The organism is Pseudomonas sp. WC2 (assembly GCF_050586545.1).
Taxonomy (GTDB): domain Bacteria; phylum Pseudomonadota; class Gammaproteobacteria; order Pseudomonadales; family Pseudomonadaceae; genus Aquipseudomonas.
In genome coordinates this window covers 357,041-375,883 of the sequence record NZ_JBOBDR010000002.1, presented here as the reverse complement: position 1 = coordinate 375,883, position 18,843 = coordinate 357,041, and the positions used below count along the sequence as shown (strand labels likewise).

General features: G+C 56.9%; 18 protein-coding genes. 5 read left to right on the top strand and 13 right to left on the bottom strand.

The annotated features are described in order from the left end of the window. Positions 1–123: 123 nt before the first annotated feature. The 5 genes from ACQ4OE_RS03700 to benA form a co-directional block, all read right to left on the bottom strand. On the bottom strand, positions 124–1,098 hold the full coding sequence (locus ACQ4OE_RS03700) for an AraC family transcriptional regulator (protein WP_430945724.1): 975 nt from the start codon (positions 1,096–1,098) through the stop codon (positions 124–126). Positions 1,099–1,274: 176 nt separating this feature from the next. Beyond that, complete coding sequence (locus ACQ4OE_RS03695; RefSeq protein ID WP_123449843.1) at positions 1,275–2,033, bottom strand: 1,6-dihydroxycyclohexa-2,4-diene-1-carboxylate dehydrogenase; 759 nt, start codon at positions 2,031–2,033, stop codon at positions 1,275–1,277. 23 nt (positions 2,034–2,056) lie between these two features. Continuing rightward, on the bottom strand, positions 2,057–3,070 hold the full coding sequence (benC, locus tag ACQ4OE_RS03690) for a benzoate 1,2-dioxygenase electron transfer component BenC (protein ID WP_430945723.1): 1,014 nt from the start codon (positions 3,068–3,070) through the stop codon (positions 2,057–2,059). Positions 3,071–3,131: 61 nt separating this feature from the next. Further along, positions 3,132–3,620 carry a benzoate 1,2-dioxygenase small subunit gene (gene benB / locus ACQ4OE_RS03685; protein WP_122595976.1) on the bottom strand — a complete coding sequence of 163 codons (489 nt, stop codon included), beginning with the start codon at positions 3,618–3,620 and terminating at the stop codon, positions 3,132–3,134. Further along, complete coding sequence (benA, locus tag ACQ4OE_RS03680) at positions 3,617–4,981, bottom strand: benzoate 1,2-dioxygenase large subunit (RefSeq protein WP_123449846.1); 1,365 nt, start codon at positions 4,979–4,981, stop codon at positions 3,617–3,619. Before benA ends, benB begins: the two co-directional genes overlap by 4 nt. Positions 4,982–5,314: 333 nt before the next feature. On the opposite strand from benA, the gene ACQ4OE_RS03675 reads away from it, so the two are divergent. Both ACQ4OE_RS03675 and ACQ4OE_RS03670 read left to right on the top strand, forming a co-directional pair. Next, entirely contained in the window at positions 5,315–6,007 is a 693-nt protein-coding gene (locus tag ACQ4OE_RS03675; protein WP_430945722.1) for a 3-oxoacid CoA-transferase subunit A, read from the top strand. 8 nt (positions 6,008–6,015) lie between these two features. Continuing rightward, a complete protein-coding gene (locus ACQ4OE_RS03670; RefSeq protein ID WP_430945721.1) occupies positions 6,016–6,657 on the top strand; it encodes a 3-oxoacid CoA-transferase subunit B in 642 nt (213 codons plus the stop codon). Positions 6,658–6,750: 93 nt separating this feature from the next. On the opposite strand, the gene catA is transcribed toward ACQ4OE_RS03670, so the two are convergent. Genes catA through ACQ4OE_RS03655 form a run of 3 tightly spaced genes read right to left on the bottom strand, consistent with a single transcriptional unit; the run spans position 6,751 to position 9,173 of the window. Continuing rightward, complete coding sequence (catA, locus tag ACQ4OE_RS03665; protein WP_430945720.1) at positions 6,751–7,686, bottom strand: catechol 1,2-dioxygenase; 936 nt, start codon at positions 7,684–7,686, stop codon at positions 6,751–6,753. A 49-nt stretch (positions 7,687–7,735) separates the two neighbouring features. Next, a complete protein-coding gene (catC, locus tag ACQ4OE_RS03660) occupies positions 7,736–8,026 on the bottom strand; it encodes a muconolactone Delta-isomerase (RefSeq protein WP_430945719.1) in 291 nt (96 codons plus the stop codon). 25 nt (positions 8,027–8,051) lie between these two features. Continuing rightward, positions 8,052–9,173, bottom strand: coding sequence for a muconate cycloisomerase family protein (locus tag ACQ4OE_RS03655; protein ID WP_430945718.1), 1,122 nt, complete (start codon positions 9,171–9,173; stop codon positions 8,052–8,054). A 150-nt stretch (positions 9,174–9,323) separates the two neighbouring features. On the opposite strand from ACQ4OE_RS03655, the gene ACQ4OE_RS03650 reads away from it, so the two are divergent. After that, positions 9,324–10,196: a LysR family transcriptional regulator gene (locus ACQ4OE_RS03650; protein WP_430945717.1), complete on the top strand. Its 873-nt coding sequence runs from the start codon at positions 9,324–9,326 to the stop codon at positions 10,194–10,196. Positions 10,197–10,254: 58 nt separating this feature from the next. On the opposite strand, the gene ACQ4OE_RS03645 is transcribed toward ACQ4OE_RS03650, so the two are convergent. From ACQ4OE_RS03645 to ACQ4OE_RS03635, 3 genes are all read right to left on the bottom strand, one after another. Next, on the bottom strand, positions 10,255–11,433 hold the full coding sequence (locus ACQ4OE_RS03645; RefSeq protein ID WP_430945716.1) for a M20 aminoacylase family protein: 1,179 nt from the start codon (positions 11,431–11,433) through the stop codon (positions 10,255–10,257). A gap of 3 nt (positions 11,434–11,436) precedes the next feature. After that, positions 11,437–12,756 (bottom strand): MFS transporter, encoded by a 1,320-nt coding sequence (locus ACQ4OE_RS03640; protein WP_430945715.1) that lies wholly within the window; start codon positions 12,754–12,756, stop codon positions 11,437–11,439. Positions 12,757–13,059: 303 nt separating this feature from the next. Beyond that, positions 13,060–13,965 carry a LysR family transcriptional regulator gene (locus ACQ4OE_RS03635; RefSeq protein WP_430945714.1) on the bottom strand — a complete coding sequence of 302 codons (906 nt, stop codon included), beginning with the start codon at positions 13,963–13,965 and terminating at the stop codon, positions 13,060–13,062. 160 nt (positions 13,966–14,125) lie between these two features. On the opposite strand from ACQ4OE_RS03635, the gene ACQ4OE_RS03630 reads away from it, so the two are divergent. After that, entirely contained in the window at positions 14,126–15,187 is a 1,062-nt protein-coding gene (locus tag ACQ4OE_RS03630) for an SDR family oxidoreductase (protein ID WP_430945713.1), read from the top strand. A 1-nt stretch (position 15,188) separates the two neighbouring features. On the opposite strand, the gene ACQ4OE_RS03625 is transcribed toward ACQ4OE_RS03630, so the two are convergent. After that, positions 15,189–16,016: an alpha/beta fold hydrolase gene (locus ACQ4OE_RS03625; protein ID WP_430945712.1), complete on the bottom strand. Its 828-nt coding sequence runs from the start codon at positions 16,014–16,016 to the stop codon at positions 15,189–15,191. A 186-nt stretch (positions 16,017–16,202) separates the two neighbouring features. Further along, positions 16,203–17,318, bottom strand: a complete 1,116-nt coding sequence (locus ACQ4OE_RS03620; protein WP_430945711.1) for a sensor histidine kinase — start codon at positions 17,316–17,318, stop codon at positions 16,203–16,205. A 664-nt stretch (positions 17,319–17,982) separates the two neighbouring features. On the opposite strand from ACQ4OE_RS03620, the gene ACQ4OE_RS03615 reads away from it, so the two are divergent. Further along, a complete protein-coding gene (locus ACQ4OE_RS03615; RefSeq protein WP_430945710.1) occupies positions 17,983–18,657 on the top strand; it encodes an HAD family hydrolase in 675 nt (224 codons plus the stop codon). Positions 18,658–18,843 lie beyond the last annotated feature (186 nt).

The window sequence follows — 18,843 nt, the reverse complement described above, 5'->3', positions numbered from 1 at the left end:
GCACTTCTCCGTCGATTATGTAGCTAAAATATAGTTAACTCGACTAAACGGTCATTTAGTAGAGCTATGCCCCAGGAGCGTTCGACACCCTCCTCCAAAATTCATGTTCTCGCCTCCGCGCCTTCAAACAACCGCCATAGACTGCATGCGCCGCTTCAACGTGTCCGAAGGCAGTTCGGCGAATTGGCGCCGGTATTGTTCGGCAAATCTGCCCAAGTGGACAAACCCGTAATCGAGGGCCATTTCTGTCACGCTGCGCACATTGCAATCCGGATCGGCCAGGCATGCCTGGATGCGTGTCAGCTTCTGCTCACGGATGAACCGTTGCGGCGTGGTGTGCATGTGCTTTTCGAACAACGCATACAACGAGCGCACACTCAGTTGCGCCTGATCCGCAAGGCTTTGGACGCTGATGTCTTGCTGCAGGTGGCGATAGATGTAATCCACTACCCGCTCGAACGTACTGTTGGTGCACGCCAGATGTTCACGCCGCACGTTATTGCGCATCAGGGTCAACATCTTGCTGGCGACGATCTGCGCATAGTGTTCCTGCACACGCGCCAACGCGGCCCCGTCCTCGGCTTCAGTACAGATAGTGGCCATCAACGGCACAAAAGCCTGCAGTTGATCCAGCGAATAACGTTGTTGCAGAAAACGGATGCCTTCGCGCGGATAGAGCCAGCGCTGCTCTTCGCAGATCGACTCAAGCAATCGTGCAGGCACTTTGAGGATGAATTTCTCGCAGTCGTGAGAGTACGTCAGGTCAACCGGGTCGTCGGGGTTGATGAGCAACAACTCACCCGGCACCAGATGATGCACGCCAGCGGGTCCCCGCCAGAGGCAGTCGCCGCGTAGCAATACCTGTAAATGGAAGATGTCCTGCAACGCGTCGGAGACGACTCGGACGCTGGAGCCGTAGCTGATCCGGCAGAGATCCAGGCTGGCGAATTTGCGGTGATTCAACTGGGCACGCGCGTTGCTTTTGCGCGGTAATTGAATGCAATGGCTGCCGACATGCTGATTTACATATCCAGATACCGCGTGGGGGTCGGCGTTCTTGAACACCTCGCTCCGCTCGCTTAGCAGGGGCATATTCATGTCGGTCACTCTTATATTATTGTTATCAATCAGGCTTGAAGCTTAGGGATAGCGGGCTACGAACAGGCCCTCTCGATTCTCGGTCACGATCGCGTCGAATACCAATACGAAAAGAGTTGGACACCATACTCGACAGGTATCCAACTCGGTTTTCGCTGCTCATACAACAGCCGCGTTCAGCCCAGGTCGCCACCGCCAACCGGTAGCGTGACACCGGTGATGTAGGAGGCTTCATCGGAAGCCAGAAACAAAATCGCGCCGACCTGTTCATCGATCGTGCCGTAGCGTTTCATCAAGCTACTGTCCTTGGTCTGCTCGACGATTTGCGAGTACCAATGCTGTTCCTGTTCGGTGGGCACGGCGGTATTACGGGGGATTCGGCGTGGTGGTGCGTCTGTGCCTCCCGGCGCAGTCGCGTTGACTCGTACACCGCGCCCGCCCGTTTCAAACGCCAGGCAGGCCGTCAGCGCATTGATTCCGCCCTTGGCCGCGCCATAAGGCGCACGATTCACCCCGCGTGTGGCGATAGACGACACGTTGACGATCGCCCCGCTCCCCTGAGCCAACATGTGAGGCAAGGCGTTATGGCAGCACCACAGCGTGGGAAACAGTGACCGACGGACTTCTGCCTCGATTTCGTCGGGCAGATAATGCTCGAAAGGCTTGGCCCAGATTGTGCCACCCACGTTGTTGATCAAAATGTCCAACCGGCCGAAGTGCTCAATGGCTTGGCTCACCACACGCTGGCAATCGGCGTAGCGCTCAAGGTCGGCAGTCAATGCGAACACTTGCGCCGGCAGTTCGTGCACCAGTTCACTGCGATCCACAGCAACCACCCTTGCGCCTTCGAGCAGCAGACGCTCGACGACGCCTCGACCAATGCCTTGCGCAGCGCCCGTGACCAGCGCGACTTTATTGTTGAATCTCATGCTCATGGCGACCTCGAAATCCCGCTGGCTCAGGCAGCACTGGCGGCAAATTTTTCGTAGTAGAAGTTGGCGGGAGAGATGCCCTGCTCACGGATGTAATGACTGACGGCCTCGACCATCGGAGGTGGCCCGCACAGATAAATGTCGACATCGCCGCCATTCAGATGCTCAGGCGCAATGTGCTGGGTGACGTAACCCCTTTTCGGCCACTCGCTCTGCGGATTGGCCACACAGGCACTGAACGTGAAATTGGCAATGCTCGCCGTCAGGGCCTTGAGGCGGTCCATTTCTACCAGGTCGAAATCATTGGTGACGCCGTAAATCAGGTGCAATGGGTGGTCACAGCCTTGTTCGGCAATCGTCTCGAGCATTGCCGTAAACGGCGCAAGCCCAGTGCCGCCGGCCAACATGAGCAGCGGCCGTTTGATCGGGCGCAGGTAGAAGCTGCCCAAAGGACCCGCGAGGCTCATGTGATCGCCGACCTTCGCCAGCTCCGTGAGAAACTGGCTCATCAGGCCGCCAGGAACATTGCGGATCAGGAAGCTTACGCGCCCCTCCTTCTGCACCGAGCTGAATGAGTAGGCGCGCGTCTGGTTGCTGCCTGGCACTTGCAGGTTGACATACTGACCCGGCAAGAACGTCAGGTCGGCGAGTGCATCGCCCTGAATGGACAGTGACAGCGTGCTGTCAGACAGTCGACGAACTTCCTGAATCGCCCCCTCATAAGTGGATTGCTGGGTCTTGCATACGTCGGACGACGCAGGAATGCTCACCACACAATCACTTTTGGCCCGCATCTGGCAGGTCAGTACGAAGCCTTCGCCTGCTTCCTCGGCAGTCAGGGCATCATCAATGTAATCCTCGCCGAGCTCATACTCACCCGCCTCCGCAAAACATTTGCAGGTTCCGCACGCGCCATCACGGCAGTCCAGCGGAATATTGATTCCTTGGCGGTACGCGGCATCGGCGACGGTTTCACTGGCCGTCGCAACAATGAAACGGGTGACGCCGTCTTCGAAATTCAGGGCAATCTTGTGGCTCATGACAAACCTCGCATGGCTGCGCGCCTCCCCACTCGTGGCGGGTTGCGCAACGCGGCCCGATTCACAGGTGGTAGATATCGATGACCTGACGGACGTAATCGTTTTTCAGCACGACTTTCTTGGCTTTGATCAGCGGCTGTTCTCCGCGGGTATCCAAGGTGTAGAAACTGCTGCCGAAATAACTGTCGACGGTCTTGTAGCGAAAGCTCAGCGTGTGCCAGTTGAAACGCACCGCGCACTGACCTTCGCTCACCTCGGTGATCTCGATATTGCTCAGGTTATGGGAGGTGCGGGTGTCCGGAATACTCGCGCTGGAGCGCTCGGTCTTGATCCGGAAAATCCGGTCTTCCAGGCCCTCGCGACTGCCATACCAGATCAGCGAAATTTCACTTTGCGGGTCTTCAGTCAGTTCGTCGTCGTCATCCCAGGACGGCATCCAGAACGTCGCATCGGCGGCATAGAGCTCCAGCCACTGGTCCCACAGCTTGTCGTCAAGATAACGGGCTTCGCGAAAGAGGAAATCGCGCACTTGCTCGTAGGAAGCGCTCATTGCACCTCCCGCGCAGGAATGTTGCCTGCCTGTTCGACGGCCACCGCTTGAAGCATGGTGTCTTTCCAGTATTTGTGCTGTTCCACGAACAGCCCCTCGTCCTCCGTGCGCACGCCACTGAGCAACGGGTGGAGATCAATTTCCAGCGCCGCTTCATCAGGTCCTTCAACCCAGTGTTCGGCGCCGCGTGACATGTCGTTCCACGCTGTCGCGCTGCCTTGATAACCGATCTGGCAGGAACGAAACTCCTCAAGGTCATCTGGCGTTGCCATGCCGCTGACGTTGAAAAAGTCTTCGTACTGGCGGATGCGTCGCGCACGGGCGTCTGCGCTCTCCCCCACTGGGGCGATGCAGTAAATGGTGATTTCGGTTTGATTGACCGAGATGGGCCGAGCGATGCGAATTTGCGAACTGAATTGGTCCATCAAATAGACATTCGGATACAGGCACAGATTGCGCGAGTTTCCGATCATCCAGTCGGCGCGAGCCTGACCGAAGCCACTGACCAGTTCGTCACGGCGCTCATACAGAGGCCTGTCTTCCGGGTTGGCCCAGCGCGTCCAAAGCAGCATGTGGCCTTTGTCGAATGAATAGAAACCACCACCACTTTTCGCCCAGCCGCCCGCGCTCATGGTCGGATTGACGTCGCCGGACTGACGCTCTTTGCGCTGGTTTTGGGTGGCCGCGTAGTTCCAGTGCACCGAGCTGACGTGATAACCGTCCGCACCGTTTTCCGCGGTGAGCTTCCAGTTGCCCTCGTATATGTAGCTGGAAGAACCACGCAGCACTTCCAGGCCATCCGGGGACTGATCGACAATCATGTCGATGATCTTGGCAGACTCTCCCAAATGCTCGGCCAAAGGCACCACGTCTGCATTGAGACTACCGAACAGAAAACCCCGGTAGGACTCAAACCGCGCCACCTTGGTCAGGTCATGCGAGCCTTCGCAGTTGAAGCTTTGAGGGTATCCGGCATTGCTCGGATCTTTGACCTTGAGCAGCTTGCCTGAGTTGTTGAAGGTCCAGCCATGGAACGGGCAGGTATAGGAAGATTTGTTGCCGCGCTTGTGTCGGCACAGCATCGCGCCGCGATGACTACAGGCATTCAGGAAGGCGTTAAGTACGCCGTCCTTGTTCCGTGCGATGAAGATAGGCTGGCGCCCCATCTGCAGCGTGATGTAATCATTTTTCTGAGGGATCTGGCTTTCGTGTGCGAGGTACAGCCAGTTGCCTTCAAAAATATGCTTCATTTCGAGGTCGAACAGGCGGGGATCGGTGAACATCTCGCGCTTGCAGCGATAGATGCCCTCTTCACGGTTTTCCTCGAGCAAGGAATTGAGATACTCGACGCCAATGGACATGGTCTGAGCCTCCGTTGTTGTTATTGGTAGGCTCAGTGTCACCGGCAATCCGTATCAGCAATATCCGTTGCGTGCAGACCGCTATCCGGTTTGTGCAGAACAAACACGTTTCAGCTGAAGGTCGCCATTGCGCTGTTCATTATCGCCGTACTGTTCTGGGCGCTACACCTGGAATGACTCAAGGTAGCGTTCGCTGATCGCACGACATCAAGCGTCGGGCCCCCTCCCCTGGCCCATTGTTTGGCAGGCTATGCACATCGGTGCAGTAACCGTGATTCAAGCGGTTTTGTAGCCAGATTTCGCTGCCAGTCAACATGAAACATGGGGTACGCCTTGATCAATAAAACGTTTGAATCCATCGCTGCCGCGCTCGATGGGATCGCCGATGGTTCGACCATCATGGTCGGTGGTTTTGGCACCGCCGGCATGCCGTCCGAGCTGGTGGACGGTGTCATCGCCTCGGGCGCCCGGGACCTGACCATCATCAGCAACAATGCCGGCAACGGTGAAATCGGTCTTGCCGCTTTGCTTAAGGCTGGGCGAGTCGCCAAGGTTATCTGCTCGTTTCCGCGCCAATCCGATTCTTATGTATTCGACGAACTCTACCTGGCCGGAAAGGTGCAACTTGAAGTCGTCCCGCAGGGCAACCTGGCGGAGCGCATTCGTGCCGCCGGTTCAGGCATCGGTGCGTTTTATTCGCCAACAGGCTATGGAACGCTACTGGCTGAAGGCAAAGAGACTCGGGTGATCGACGGCCGTAACTACGTGCTGGAGATGCCTCTGCGCGCCGATGTGGCACTGATCAAAGCAGAGAAAGGAGACCGCTGGGGCAACCTCACCTATCGCAAGGCTGCACGCAATTTTGGGCCGATCATGGCCATGGCAGCGACAACGGCTATCGCTCAGGTCAACCAGATCGTCGAGTTGGGCGAGCTGGACCCCGAACACATTGTCACGCCGGGGATCTTCGTTCAGCGCGTGGTCGCCGTGCCGCTCGCCCGTCTTCCGAAAGCCAATGCCAACTGAGGTCCGCCATGACTGCTTTGAACAAACTTTCGCGTAGCGAAATGGCCCAGCGTGTGGCCGACGATATTCTTGAAGGCTCCTACGTGAACCTCGGCATCGGCGTGCCGACGCTGGTGGCCAATTATCTGGGTGACAAGGAAGTGTTCCTGCACAGTGAAAACGGTGTGTTGGGCATGGGTCCGAGCCCCGCGCCGGGTGAGGAAGACGATGATCTGATCAATGCCGGCAAACAACATGTGACGCTGCTGGCCGGTGGTGCCTACTTTCATCACGCCGACTCCTTTTCAATGATGCGTGGTGGACACATCGATATTGCCGTACTGGGTGCTTTTCAGGTTTCGGTCAACGGTGATCTTGCCAACTGGCACACCGGTGCTGAGGGTTCGATTCCGGCAGTGGGCGGCGCCATGGACCTCGCCACCGGCGCACGCCAAGTGTTCGTGATGATGGATCACCTGACCAAGACAGGCGAAAGCAAGTTGGTGCCGCAATGCACCTACCCGCTGACCGGTATTGGCTGCGTGACGCGGATTTATACCGACCTGGCCATCCTCGACGTGACCCCTGAGGGCTTAAAAGTCAGGGAAATTCTGGCTGATATCAGCTTTGAGGATCTGCAATCCCTCAGTGGTGTGCCGCTGATCAAGTGACAGATTCGCCAGCGCCGGACGAACATTGCGTTCGTCCGGCGACGGATTCTAGCGGCGGGGCGACTTGCGTGGAGTCGCCACCTTTCTCTTGCGTCAGTCCTGAAGCACGCGCGGGCGCAAGCTTCGCTGCTCTTGCGTTACGGCCTCTGCCGGTTGCAGTTGGAAGTCGAAAGACAGCTCGGCGAAACGCCCTTCTACACCACGCTTGGCACTCGATTGAGCGTCATCAATGAAGCGCACTTCACCGATTAAGCCTTCTCGCGTGGCGTAGGCGAAGTCGTCCCACAGGTACTTTTCGCCTGAAAGATTGATTTGAGTGGTCAGGTGGCGATAACCGGGTGCTGAAATGAAATAGTGAATGTGCGCAGGACGCTGACCGTGGCGGCCAAGCAGATTCAGGCACTCCTGAGTCGGTCCTTGAGGATCGCAGCCATACCCGGACGGGACGATACTGCGCGCACGGTAGCGGCCGTCGGCATCCGTAACGATGCGCCGACGCAGGTTGTACGCCGATTGGGATTTATCGAAGTAGGAGTAGTTGCCCTTGGTATTGGCCTGCCACAAGTCGACGATAGCGCCGGCGACAGGCTGGCCTTGCAGGTCGACGACCTGGCCTTCGATGAACAGCGTTGTCGCGACGCCCTCCTCGCTGCCATCGTCCATGCGTGCTTCGCCTTCACACAGCGGAGCGCCGGCGACATACAGCGGGCCTTCGATGGTGCGAGGCGTGCCGCCGGTGTGGCCAGCCTGTAAATCGCGGGCATCGTTGAGCAGGTCGAGGAAATGCTCGAGGCCAAGTCCGGCCATGAGCAGAGCGGCTTCACCGCGACCGCCCAGTCGATTCAGGTAGTCGATTGCGCTCCAGAATTCGTCATCGGTAATCTGCAGGTCTTCGATCAAACGCGCACTGTCTTGCAATACACGCAGCAGGATCTGTTTGACCCGCACGTTGCCTTGATCATTGTCCAAACCAGCAGCTTGTTTGAAAAATGCCTGGATCTCATCAGAGCTGGAAATTCTGACTGTCATGATTATGTTCCCATCTTTTTATTATGTTCAAAGTCGCAAAGAGCAACGCTTAACGATCGTCTGCGTGGATCGATGAAGGATGCCGGCAGAGCCCGGTCACTTCGATATCCATGTACGGGAACAGCGGCAATTGCATGAGCGTGTCATGCAAAGCCTCAACGCTTTCGACGTCAAACAAGCTGAAGTTGGCGTAGTGACCAGCGATACGCCAGAGGTGCCGCCATTTGCCTTCACTCTGTAAACGCTGCGCCAGTTCCTTTTCATCGGCTTTCAAACGCGCGGCTTTCTGTGGGTCCATGTCGACGGGAAGCTTCACCGTCATTTTTACGTGGAAGAGCATCTTTCTTATCTCCTGATAACAAGGTTTAGCGGCGACGGAAGCGGGCCAGGCGATCCTCATCGAGCGTCAGCCCCAGGCCTGGTGTGGTCGGAACATGCAAGTGAAAGTCGCGGTAGACCGGTGCTTCGGTGACGATTTCTTCGGTCAGCAGCAGCGGCCCGAACAGTTCGGTTTGCCATTGCAATTGCTCAAGCGTGATGAAGGCATGGGCCGATGCCAGCGTGCCGACGGCGCCTTCGAGCATCGTCCCGCCATACAGTGCAATGCCAGCCGCCTGGGCGATATGGGCGGTGCGCAGGACAGCGCGAGGGCCACCGTTCTTGGCGATCTTGAGGGCGAAAATACTCGCCGCGCCATCGGCGGCGAGGCTGAATGCATCCTCGACACATTCAATGGATTCGTCGGCCATGATTGGCGCCGGACTGCGCTGGTTGAGGCGAATCTGTCCGCCGCGATTGATCCGGGAAATAGGCTGCTCGATCAGGTCGATCCCGTTCTCTCCCAGTACCTGACATCCTTTGATCGCCTGAGATTCGCTCCAGTATTGGTTCACGTCGACCCTGACACTGGCGCGGTCACCAAGGGCTTTCTTGATCGCGACCACGTGAGCAAGATCTCTCTCCAGCGCGTTGGCGCCAATCTTCAGTTTGAAAATGCGGTGACGACGCAGCTCGAGCATCTGCTCGGCTTCCTGAACGTCTTTGGCGGTGTCACCACTGGCCAGCGTCCACGCCACTTCGAGTGCATCGCGAACGCGCCCGCCCAGGAGTTCGCTTACAGGGAGACCTAAACGCTTGCCTTGGGCGTCCAGCAATGCCGTTTCCACGGCCGACCGGGCAAACGTGTTGCCTTTAATGGCCTTGTCCAGACGTTGCATCGCGGCATTGATGTTCTCGGCATCCTGGCCAATCAGCAACGGCGCGAAATAGCTGTCGAGGTTGGTCTTGATGCTCTCCGGACTTTCATTGCCGTAGGCCAGTCCACCGATCGTCGTCGCTTCGCCAATGCCCTCGATACCATCACTGCAAAGCAGGCGGAGGATGACCAGGGTTTGCCCCTGCATGGTGTGCATGGCCAACTTGTGCGGGCGAATGGTGGGCAAGTCAACGATGATCGTCTCAAGGCGCTCGATCCGGGTTACGTTCATTTCTGGTTCCATTGTGCGCAGGTTCAGATGTGGGTTTTGATGCCTACGCATCGATACCCACGGAATCTTGTTTGATGTAACTTAGAATCCGCGCAACGCATCCACTGCGTCCAATATTCATTTTGTCTCTCTTCATACCTCGGAGGTATCGTGGAACTCAGACATATCCGCTACTTTCAAGCGGTGGCTGAAACGCTCAATTTCACCCGTGCCGCCGAGCGTCTGAATATCGCCCAGCCACCGCTGAGCCGGCAGATTCAGCAACTCGAAGAGCATTTAGGTACCGCGCTGCTGGAGCGCACGCGTCCGGTGCAATTGACCGAAGCGGGCCGCTACTTTCATGAGCACAGCGGTATGCTGCTCAAGCAGCTTGAACAGCTGTGCGAGAACACCCGACGCATCGGTGAAGGGCAGCGGCAATGGCTGGGTATAGGTTTCGCGCCGTCTACCCTCTATGCGCTGCTGCCTGAACTCATTCGAGAATTACGCCGCGATTCAGACCTTGAGCTGGGCCTGCAGGAAATGACCACGCTTCAGCAAATCGAGGCACTGAAAAGCGGCCGTATCGACATCGGTTTTGGTCGTATTCATTTCGACGACGGTGCCGTCCATCAGCAAGTGCTTTATGAAGATCCGCTGGTCGCGGTACTGCCAACCGGGCACCGTTTGCAGGGTGAAACCATCACGCTGGAGCGCCTGTCGCACGAATCCTTCGTGCTGTACCCGGCCAACCCGAGACCCAGCTACGCCGATCATGTTCTGGCGTTGTTTGCGAATCACGGGATGGGCGTGCGGGTTTCCCAATGGGCCAATGAACTGCAAACAGCCTTGGGTCTGGTGGCGGCCGGATTGGGCATCACGCTGGTACCCGCGTCTGTTCAGCAACAACATCGTGCGGACCTCACCTACGCGCCCATTCAGGATTCCGAAGCAGTTTCGCCGATCATTTTGAGCCGCCGGGCTGGCGACATCAGTCCGATTGTCCAACGCTGTCTCAGCATCATCGCTTCTATCAATCGCTGATCCGTGCACGCAACGGCGTGTGCGGATCAATTCTGCCGCTTTCAGTTGAGCTGGGTGGTCAGGCGAGAAAATCCTCCACCAGTTTTACCCAGCATTCGGCGCCCAGTCGGATCAGCTCATCATTGAAGTCGTAGTGCGGGTTGTGCACGGAGCAGCCGTGAAACTCGCCCTCTCCATTGCCCAGCAAGAAATAGCACCCCGGCACTTCGGTGAGCATCCAGGCGAAGTCCTCGGTGGCCATGACCTTCGGTCCGCGGCTTTGCAGGTGGCCGGGTTCAAAAAGTGGCGCAAGGCTTTCGCGCACTCGTTGTGTTTCGGTGTCGTCGTTGATTAGCGCGGGGGCCAGCGGGGTAATTTCCAGATCAATGCTGACGCCGAATGATTGCTCGTGACCGCGGACGATCTGTTCGAGCCGCTGATTGATCTTTTGCTGAGTCTGCGGGGTGTCGGTACGCACACTGATCAGCATGCGCGCCTCATCAGGAATGATGTTGTAGACACTCCCGGCCTGCAGCATGCCGATGCTGATGACCGCGTACTCCTCCGGGCCGAGGTTGCGCGACTTGATGGTCTGGATCGCATTGATCAGGCTCGCTACGACTGGCAATGGATCAACTGATTTCTCCGGCATGGCGCCGTGTCCACCTTGCCCGCTGATGTGCAGCGACACACGTTGCGAGGACGCCATGGTCGGCCCTGCCTGAACCACGGCCGTGCCCAAGGGGTAACCCGGCATGTTGTGCAACGCGAAAATCGCATCACAGGGAAAACGCTGGAACAGGCCATTGTCGATCATCGCCTTGGCGCCACACAAGCCCTCCTCGTCCGGTTGGAAAATCAGGTTCACGGTGCCGTTGAATTCGCCGTGGGTGGCCAGACGATAAGCCGCCGCGAGCAGGATCGCGGTATGCCCGTCATGCCCGCAGGCATGCATGCGATCGGCAATCTGACTGGCATGTGCAAAGGTATTTTTTTCCTGCATGGGCAGCGCGTCCATGTCGGCGCGCAAACCGATACGGCGTGCGCCCTCGCCTTTTTTCAGGACGCCGACCAGGCCATGTCCGCCGATACCGCGATGCACCTGATAGCCCCACTGCGTGAGTTTGGCGGCGACCAGTTCAGCGGTGTTCGGGGTATCGCCGCCCAGTTCAGGCGCTGCATGGATTTGTCGGCGCAAAGCGGTGAAGCTTTGCAGTTCGGTGTCGCTCAACGTTGATAGGTTTTGTTGATTGCGCATGGGTCAGTCTCGTCCAATGTTTTCCGGGAACAGTTTCAGGCAGCACAGGCTGATCACACCGCCGACCAGCATGTAGAACGCTGGGGCTGTGGGCGTGTCGAGCGCCGAGGTCAGCCATGTCGCGATCAACGGTGAGAAGCCGCCGAACAACGTGACGCCAAAGCTGTAACTCACCGAGGTGCCGAGCGCTCGGTGTGGCTTGGCAAAGGCTTCCATGATCATCGCGAAAAACGCCCCCGAGCCCACGCAGCCTGGCAGTACCAGCAGTGCGACGATCAACATGGCGATGTACAAGTCCGTGGTATGCGACAACAGCCAAAGTGCGGGCCAGGCCGCGATGACGGGCAAGGTAATGGTCCAAACCAGCAGTTTTTTGCGCAGGCCGTGGCGATCGGCGTAGCGTCCGGCAATCGGCGTGATGACTGCCAGGCACGCGGCTGAAACGCAGGCAATCGCCAAGGCGCTGCGCTGCGGATAATGCAGCGCACTCACCAGATACGCCGGCATGTAGAAAATGAACAGGTACATGCCGATGGTGGCGCTCGCCATCAGGCCGGTGGCGAGCACGGTGTTGCGCAGATCAATGACCTCGCGCCAGCCGGGTTTGCGCGCGGTTGAAGGGGCGGCGCTGAGCGTGGTCTGCTCAAGAGTTTCTGGCAGGCAGCGGCGGATGTACCAGCCGACCGGGCCAATCAGCAGGCCGATGACGAAAGGAATACGCCAGCCCCAATCTTCGAGGTCTGGCGTGGCCATGACACTGCTCAAGAGCAGACCAATACCCGCCCCCACCAAAGCCGCGTAGCCCTGACTCGCCGCCTGCCAACTGACATTGCTGCAACGATGGCTCGTCGTCGACGACTCCATCATCAACACCGAGGCAGTACCGATTTCGCCCCCGGCAGAAAAGCCTTGAGTCAGCCGGCCGATCACCAACAGAACGGTGCCCAAGACCCCGGCTTGCTGGTAAGTGGGGGCAAATGCGATCAGCGCTGTGCCCAATGTCATCAGCGCAATGGTCAGCGTGAGTGCGGCCTTGCGACCCTTGCTATCGGCGAAACGGCCAATCACCATCGCCCCGACCGGACGCATCAGAAAGCCCACTCCGAACGCGGTCAGCGACATCAGCAAAGAAGCTATCGGCGACTGGGCGGGGAAAAAGTTCTTGGCGATGATCACCGCAAAAAAGCTGTAGATCGTGAAGTCGTACATTTCCAGGGCATTGCCCAGAGCGCACGCTACGGTGGCTTTTCTGGAGTGGGTGGTGGCCGGATTGGAACGCATCGTTCCGTTGGCCAGAGAAGTGTCCGAATGCAGGGTCGTCATGGCACGCTCCGATTTCTTATTGGCGTTATGCGAGGCCAACTATCGGGGAACTCCGAAGACGAATCACTTGCGCTTTTTGCAGGCAATTAACCAATGGTTAACTTGCTTGCTCCACGACCTTTGAAAGCGCCCTACAACAGTGCTTTGCGAGGGCATCAGGCTAGTTGACGCACCAATGGCTGCCATGGATCAGAGCCAATACGACCACTGAATCGGGGTTAATCGCCTTTTCTGAGGGTTGCCTAAGCGAATTCGGCAATTAACTTAGTGTGCATCCACTAGCAAATTAACCATTAGGCATAGCTATGACTCAGCGGCTAGCTTGGATTTGAGACCGTAGAACAAATCCCTCGCCGGCGACGTCAGCGAATGGCGGTCAACGCACACCAGATAAATCGGGTATTCGGGGATAACTTCTTCGACTTCGACGAGAACCAGTTCCGGTACCCGCCCCGGCGGAAGTGCGCTACCCAACGCCAGATTGCTCAGGGTCATGAACGCGTCGGCATTCTCGACCAGGCGCAAGGCCAGGAACAGCGAGGCGCACTCGATGACCTTCTGCGGCGGATGAATATCGTTGACCTCGAACATTTGATAGAACTGTGAGGATCGATCGTCCACCTCATCGAGGCTGATCCAGTTGGCGTACTGCAATTGCCGCAACGATGGCGAATGGCGCATCGGGTTGTTCGGACTGCAGACAACCGTGCCTTTGATCCGGTGCAGGGCCTCCCAATCGAGATTCAGGCGTTGCGTGTTCTGCTGAGACGTGAGGGCAAAGTCTAAACTCCCGTCGCGCAAACGCTGGACGATGTGACTGGGGCGCAGCTCGATCAGTTTGATCCGCACGCGAGGATTTTTCGCTTGGTAGTCACTGATGCACTTCTCAAAACCCGGCAGCATGGCGGTCAGTGAAGTGACGCCGACAGCCACCTCACCCACGGCCATGTCGTGGATATTATCGGCCTCGATCTGCAGTCGCCGCATGCTCTCGACTGCCATGTGCGCATGACGAATGATCCGCCGGCCTTCATCAGTCAACGACATGCCTTTGTAGGAACGCTGCAGCAGGGTCAGGCCCAACTCGCGCTCCAGATCTTTGATAGAACGGCTCAACGCAGGCTGGGTGACATGCAGCATCTGCGAGGCTTCATTGATGCTGCCGCACTGGTTGATCGCGACCAAGGCTCTGATTTGATGGAATTTCACAGTGTCCGACTCGCTTCTTGTTTGGCGCCAACCATAAAGCAAGATGCCGGCCAGTCAACACTCTGAAGCTGAGCGCAGCTCGCCAGGCTGATGGGGATCCGCTTTGGGTTGAACCTCTGTGGCTTACGTGGACTCCCAAACCTGAACTCAGGAGAAACGTATGACCCAGACAGCTTTGGTCGTGGGCGCCAGCGGCATCGTCGGCAGCGCCATCACGCAGTTACTCATCGACAACCAGTGGCGGGTCGCCGCGCTTTCGAGGCACCCGTCGCAGGTGCAAGGCGTGATACCTGTTGCGGCGGACCTTCAGGATCCTGCCTCGCTGGAGCAGGCGCTGGCAGATTTGAAACCCACTCATGTGTTCATCACTACATGGTCACGGCAAGCTACGGAGGCGGAGAACATTCGCGTTAATGCCGCCATGGTTCGCAATGTGCTCGCCGCCATTCGTCCAGCCAAAAGCGTTAAGCACGTAGCACTGGTGACAGGCCTGAAACACTACCTCGGCCCATTCGAAGCCTATGGTAAAGGAAGCCTTCCGCAAACACCGTTCCGCGAAGAGCAGGGTCGGCTGGATGTCGAGAATTTCTATTACGCCCAAGAAGACGAACTCTTCGCCGCGGCTGAAAAAGACGGCTTCACCTGGAGCGTTCATCGCCCGCATACCGTTACCGGGGTTGCCGTAGGCAACGCGATGAACATGGCAGCCACCCTCGCCGTCTATGCCTCGATTTGCAAACAAACCAATCGGCCTTTTGTGTTCCCGGGATCGAGAGTGCAGTGGGACAGCCTCACCGATATGACCGACGCCCGGCAGTTGGCGCAACAACAACTGTGGGCGGCCACCACGCCGGCTGCGGCCAATCAGGCCTTCAACGTCACGAATGGTGATGTATTTCGCTGGAAATGGATGTGGAGCCGAATTGCCGACTACTTCGACTTGCCTGCTGCCGATTATCCCGCTTCGCTTTCACCGCTTGAGAAGCAGATGGCTGACGACCAAGCCGTATGGACGCAAATGGTTGCGGAACACGGTTTGAAAGAATCCGATATTGGTCGCCTGGTGTCCCCATGGCACACCGATGCAGATCTCGGTCGCCCCATCGAAGTTGTCACGGATATGTCGAAAAGCCGTGCAATGGGCTTCACTGCGTATCAAGCAAGCGATCAGGCATTTTTCGACGTGTTCGACAAACTGCGCGAGATGCGCTTGATCCCCTAGATCATTCCAAACGGAAAGCCTTGGCGTTTTGGTCTGCGACCCTCGGCGCCGTCTCTTCGTCGTCATAGTGCCGGCTGAGAAATTCGCGGATCAAGACGGCAGTTCGTCTAGCGCTGGTCACCACAAAGAAGTGCCCCTCGCCCTTCAGAAGGCGAAGTTCTGATCGTCGAATTGTGCGGCGCAGGATATGGGCGTTGTATGCCTGTACCAACGGATCGCGGTCGCCGGTAAGCACCAGCGTGCGTTGAGGCAGCCGCGACAACCGAAGCAGGCTTGTCCAGCCGATCAAGGCTGCGAGCTGGAAATAGTAGGTTCGCGGATTAACCGAGAGCATGCCTTTCATCACACCGAACCGCAGCAGCGTGTGAATTGAAGTGCGCGAGCTATCTTGCCTGCGCATTTTGACGTTTTTACGCTTGCGGAAAAACTCCATAACGTCAGCAGGCTTCATCAACAGCACTGGGCCGGGAGAGGTCGCCGCGAGAATCAGCCTGCGTACCCTGCTTGGGTAACGAAGAGCGAATTCTTGAGCCAACGCACCTCCCCAGCTCACCCCGAACACATCCACCTGCTCGATTCCCAATTGCTGGAGCATCTCGGCAATCACGTCGGCATGGCTTGGCAGGCGAATGGGCCAACGGGGCATTTGCGACTTGCCGACGCCTGGCACGTCCAGCGTGATGGTCGTGAAGTCGTCGAGTTCATCGCGCAGCGGATCGAAGGTACGCATCAACCCACCCAAACCATTGAGCAGGAGCAGCGGAGAGCCTTGCCCGCAGACCGAAACATTCAACTGCAAGCCCTTCGCTATTAGCTTGTGCGTTGTCATGATTTCTCCTTGCTGCGCGCAATTGGGTGATCGAAAACCTCATCCAGAAGCCCGATTGACCAGAGTCGCATCGACCTAGCGATTCAATTCGCTGAACTGTACGGGGGGATGACCTGGCTTATCTGGACTGAATTCAATGGCCAGCGATGATCACCCTTAGCAAAAGCTGTGCAACGTACCCTGTTTTCAACGTGGAAACTCTAAAGAGCATTGCAGCCCGGGATGCTGGTTTAGCATGGAAATTTCGCCACGAAGCTGGCGTGTCAGCGACTTGATAATCTTCATGCCCACCGACGAATGCTTTTTGAGATCGAACCCTTCCGGAAGTCCTCTGCCTCTGTCAGTCACTCTCAACAGTATCTGGTCAGTGGACGCCTTTAACTCAACAAACACCTCGCCGGGTGCCTTGTCTGCATAAGCGTACTTAAGGGCGTTGGTGACCAGCTCATTCAGGACCAGGGCCAAAGGTATCGCTTTATCCAGCGGCAGGATTACGTCCTCCATATCGATTGCGAAACTCGTATGGAGGGATGCTGAGCCACGGAGGCCGTCTATCAACTCAGACAAGTAAATTCCCGCGTTAACCGTCTCCACTTGATCAGCCTGATACAGCTTTTCATGCACTGCCGCGATGCTGGTGATTCTTCTGCTGGTATCGACGAGTGCTGCCCGCGCCTGCGGATCTGTCAACTGGCGTATCTGTAACTGAATCAAGCCAATGATCAGTTGCAGGTGGTTCTTCGTTCGATGGTTGATCTCCTTGAGAAGCATATCCTTCTGTTCAAGAAGTCGGCTTTTCTGCTTTAGCGACCGTCTCAGTTCCATCTGAGCCATGACCTGTTTCGCCAGCGTTGCGAGGGCGACCTTTTGTTGCGTGCTTAACTGTCTTGGCTGGCGGTCGAGGATGCACAGAGTCCCTAGACCATAGCCCTCCGGTGTTTCCAACAAGCAGCCAGCGTAGAAGCGCAGACCTTCATCCGCTGTCACGAGAGGATTGGCGCTCATCCTCGGATCATCGCGCAGATCCGATATGACGGTGACGCCCGGTTGGAGAAGGACATGACGGCAGATGGAAACGTCCAGTGGCGTTTCACTTATCCCCAATCCTACTTCCGCCTTGAACCACTGCCGATGACTATCGATCAGGTTCATCACTGAGATAGGCGCATCACAGATGGAAGCAGCCAAACTTACCAGTTCGTCGAAATCGGACTCGCGCGGGGTGTCGAGGATCTCATAGCCATGCAGCGCGGCAAGACGTTCCGGCGAATCGCATGGATCAGTGACACGTTGCACAATCATTTGGGCTCCAGCATTGGGGCATGCACCATCAGTGCGATCAAATTCAAAGGAATCAAATGCATCGGCTGAGTGTGCTGATGGAGATAGGGAGGAAAACGAGCATACAGCATCTGGAACGATCCCTGATGACTGCAATATAAGGTTGTTTGCAGGAACTTCAGATAACGCTGCTGGACTCAGGACACACCATGATTGAGCAGCGCTCCCCAAACTGGAATACCCGCTGCCGAGCTCGCTACCGAAGGCCACTCCCGCATCCTTGACTAACCTCGCTTCTGAAAAAGCGCTGAAACACCCATCACGATAATTTCACATGTGCAGGTGTACGGTTGTGACAGCTCCTTTGGTGATTCCCGGCCCGCCCCCCATCGCGGGTCTTTTTTTCGCGCCGAATATGGACTCAACTGTCCAGCTCTGCCTGCTCCCCATCCAAGTTAGCCATCCCCTGACCAACTCACTTGAGGATTGCCCAAGGGGTGTCCGAGGGCTAGCGCGGATCCTGCTGATTGCCCCTCCCCTGCGTTTCGAGATTTGCGAAAGACTGAACGACTCAGAGCCTGTGCTTTCGAAAAATTGAGCGCTTCGAATCACGATATTCGATGCGACCCATATTTCCAATATGCGACATCTACTACCTGAAACTTGCTTAATGGAGGTGTCACGTATGCGCCAGCAAACCTCATTCATATTTGATCTGGATGGCACGTTGACTGATAGCGTCTACCAGAATGTCTTTGCGTGGAAAACCGCGCTCGACTCAGAAGACATACCATTGGCCATGTGGCGAATTCACAGAAAGATCGGTATGAGCGGCGGGCTGATGCTCAAGATGCTAGCCCGGGAGACCGGCCTGGAAATCAAACCAGACCAGGCTGAACGACTCAGCGATAAACATGCTGAAGCCTACAAGGATCTGCAAGGCCAGATAACCGCTCTCCCTGGCGCTGTCGAGCTTCTCGATACTCTGAACCGCGATCAGCTCAAATGGTGTATTGCGACCAGCGGTGGCATCGACACTGCGGCGATAAACCTGAAGGCATTGGGCTTGGATATCGCGCAGGTCAATCTCATCACCCGTGATGACGTCAAGTACGGCAAGCCCGACCCCGACCTTTTCCTCGCCGCTGCAAGCAAACTCAAGGTACCCATCGAAGATTGCCTGGTGATCGGCGACGCCATCTGGGACATGCTTGCCGCACGCCGCTGCAAGGCCACCGGTATCGGCCTGCTTTCTGGTGGTTACGACACCGGAGAGCTTGAACGCGCAGGTGCACTGCGGGTTTACGAGGATCCTCTGGCACTGCTGCGGCATCTGGATGAGGTGGCTTCCCGTCCGTGAGCAATCTGTAAGCACGCGGCTGGAACTCAGTCGCGGAACTGACTCTTTATTCTAAGTTTCATACGCGCCACTCAATACGTGAATTCATGTCACAGCTTACTTTCCATCCACTGCAAAAAGCGCCTGACTCGCGGAAAGCTGGAGTGCGCTTTTGGAATCCATCTTGTCCCGGCTGAGTGAAGTGAC

Excerpts from the sequence above, each read along its gene's own strand:
- ACQ4OE_RS03700 (WP_430945724.1), bottom strand. The coding sequence starts at position 1,098 with ATGAATATGCCCCTGCTAAGCGAGCGGAGCGAGGTGTTCAAGAACGCC.
- ACQ4OE_RS03695 (WP_123449843.1), bottom strand. The coding sequence starts at position 2,033 with ATGAGCATGAGATTCAACAATAAAGTCGCGCTGGTCACGGGCGCTGCG.
- benC (WP_430945723.1), bottom strand. The coding sequence starts at position 3,070 with ATGAGCCACAAGATTGCCCTGAATTTCGAAGACGGCGTCACCCGTTTC.
- benB (WP_122595976.1), bottom strand. The coding sequence starts at position 3,620 with ATGAGCGCTTCCTACGAGCAAGTGCGCGATTTCCTCTTTCGCGAAGCC.
- benA (WP_123449846.1), bottom strand. The coding sequence starts at position 4,981 with ATGTCCATTGGCGTCGAGTATCTCAATTCCTTGCTCGAGGAAAACCGT.
- ACQ4OE_RS03670 (WP_430945721.1), top strand. The coding sequence starts at position 6,016 with ATGACTGCTTTGAACAAACTTTCGCGTAGCGAAATGGCCCAGCGTGTG.
- catA (WP_430945720.1), bottom strand. The coding sequence starts at position 7,686 with ATGACAGTCAGAATTTCCAGCTCTGATGAGATCCAGGCATTTTTCAAA.
- catC (WP_430945719.1), bottom strand. The coding sequence starts at position 8,026 with ATGCTCTTCCACGTAAAAATGACGGTGAAGCTTCCCGTCGACATGGAC.
- ACQ4OE_RS03655 (WP_430945718.1), bottom strand. The coding sequence starts at position 9,173 with ATGAACGTAACCCGGATCGAGCGCCTTGAGACGATCATCGTTGACTTG.
- ACQ4OE_RS03645 (WP_430945716.1), bottom strand. The coding sequence starts at position 11,433 with ATGCGCAATCAACAAAACCTATCAACGTTGAGCGACACCGAACTGCAA.
- ACQ4OE_RS03640 (WP_430945715.1), bottom strand. The coding sequence starts at position 12,756 with ATGACGACCCTGCATTCGGACACTTCTCTGGCCAACGGAACGATGCGT.
- ACQ4OE_RS03630 (WP_430945713.1), top strand. The coding sequence starts at position 14,126 with ATGACCCAGACAGCTTTGGTCGTGGGCGCCAGCGGCATCGTCGGCAGC.
- ACQ4OE_RS03625 (WP_430945712.1), bottom strand. The coding sequence starts at position 16,016 with ATGACAACGCACAAGCTAATAGCGAAGGGCTTGCAGTTGAATGTTTCG.
- ACQ4OE_RS03620 (WP_430945711.1), bottom strand. The coding sequence starts at position 17,318 with ATGATTGTGCAACGTGTCACTGATCCATGCGATTCGCCGGAACGTCTT.
- ACQ4OE_RS03615 (WP_430945710.1), top strand. The coding sequence starts at position 17,983 with ATGCGCCAGCAAACCTCATTCATATTTGATCTGGATGGCACGTTGACT.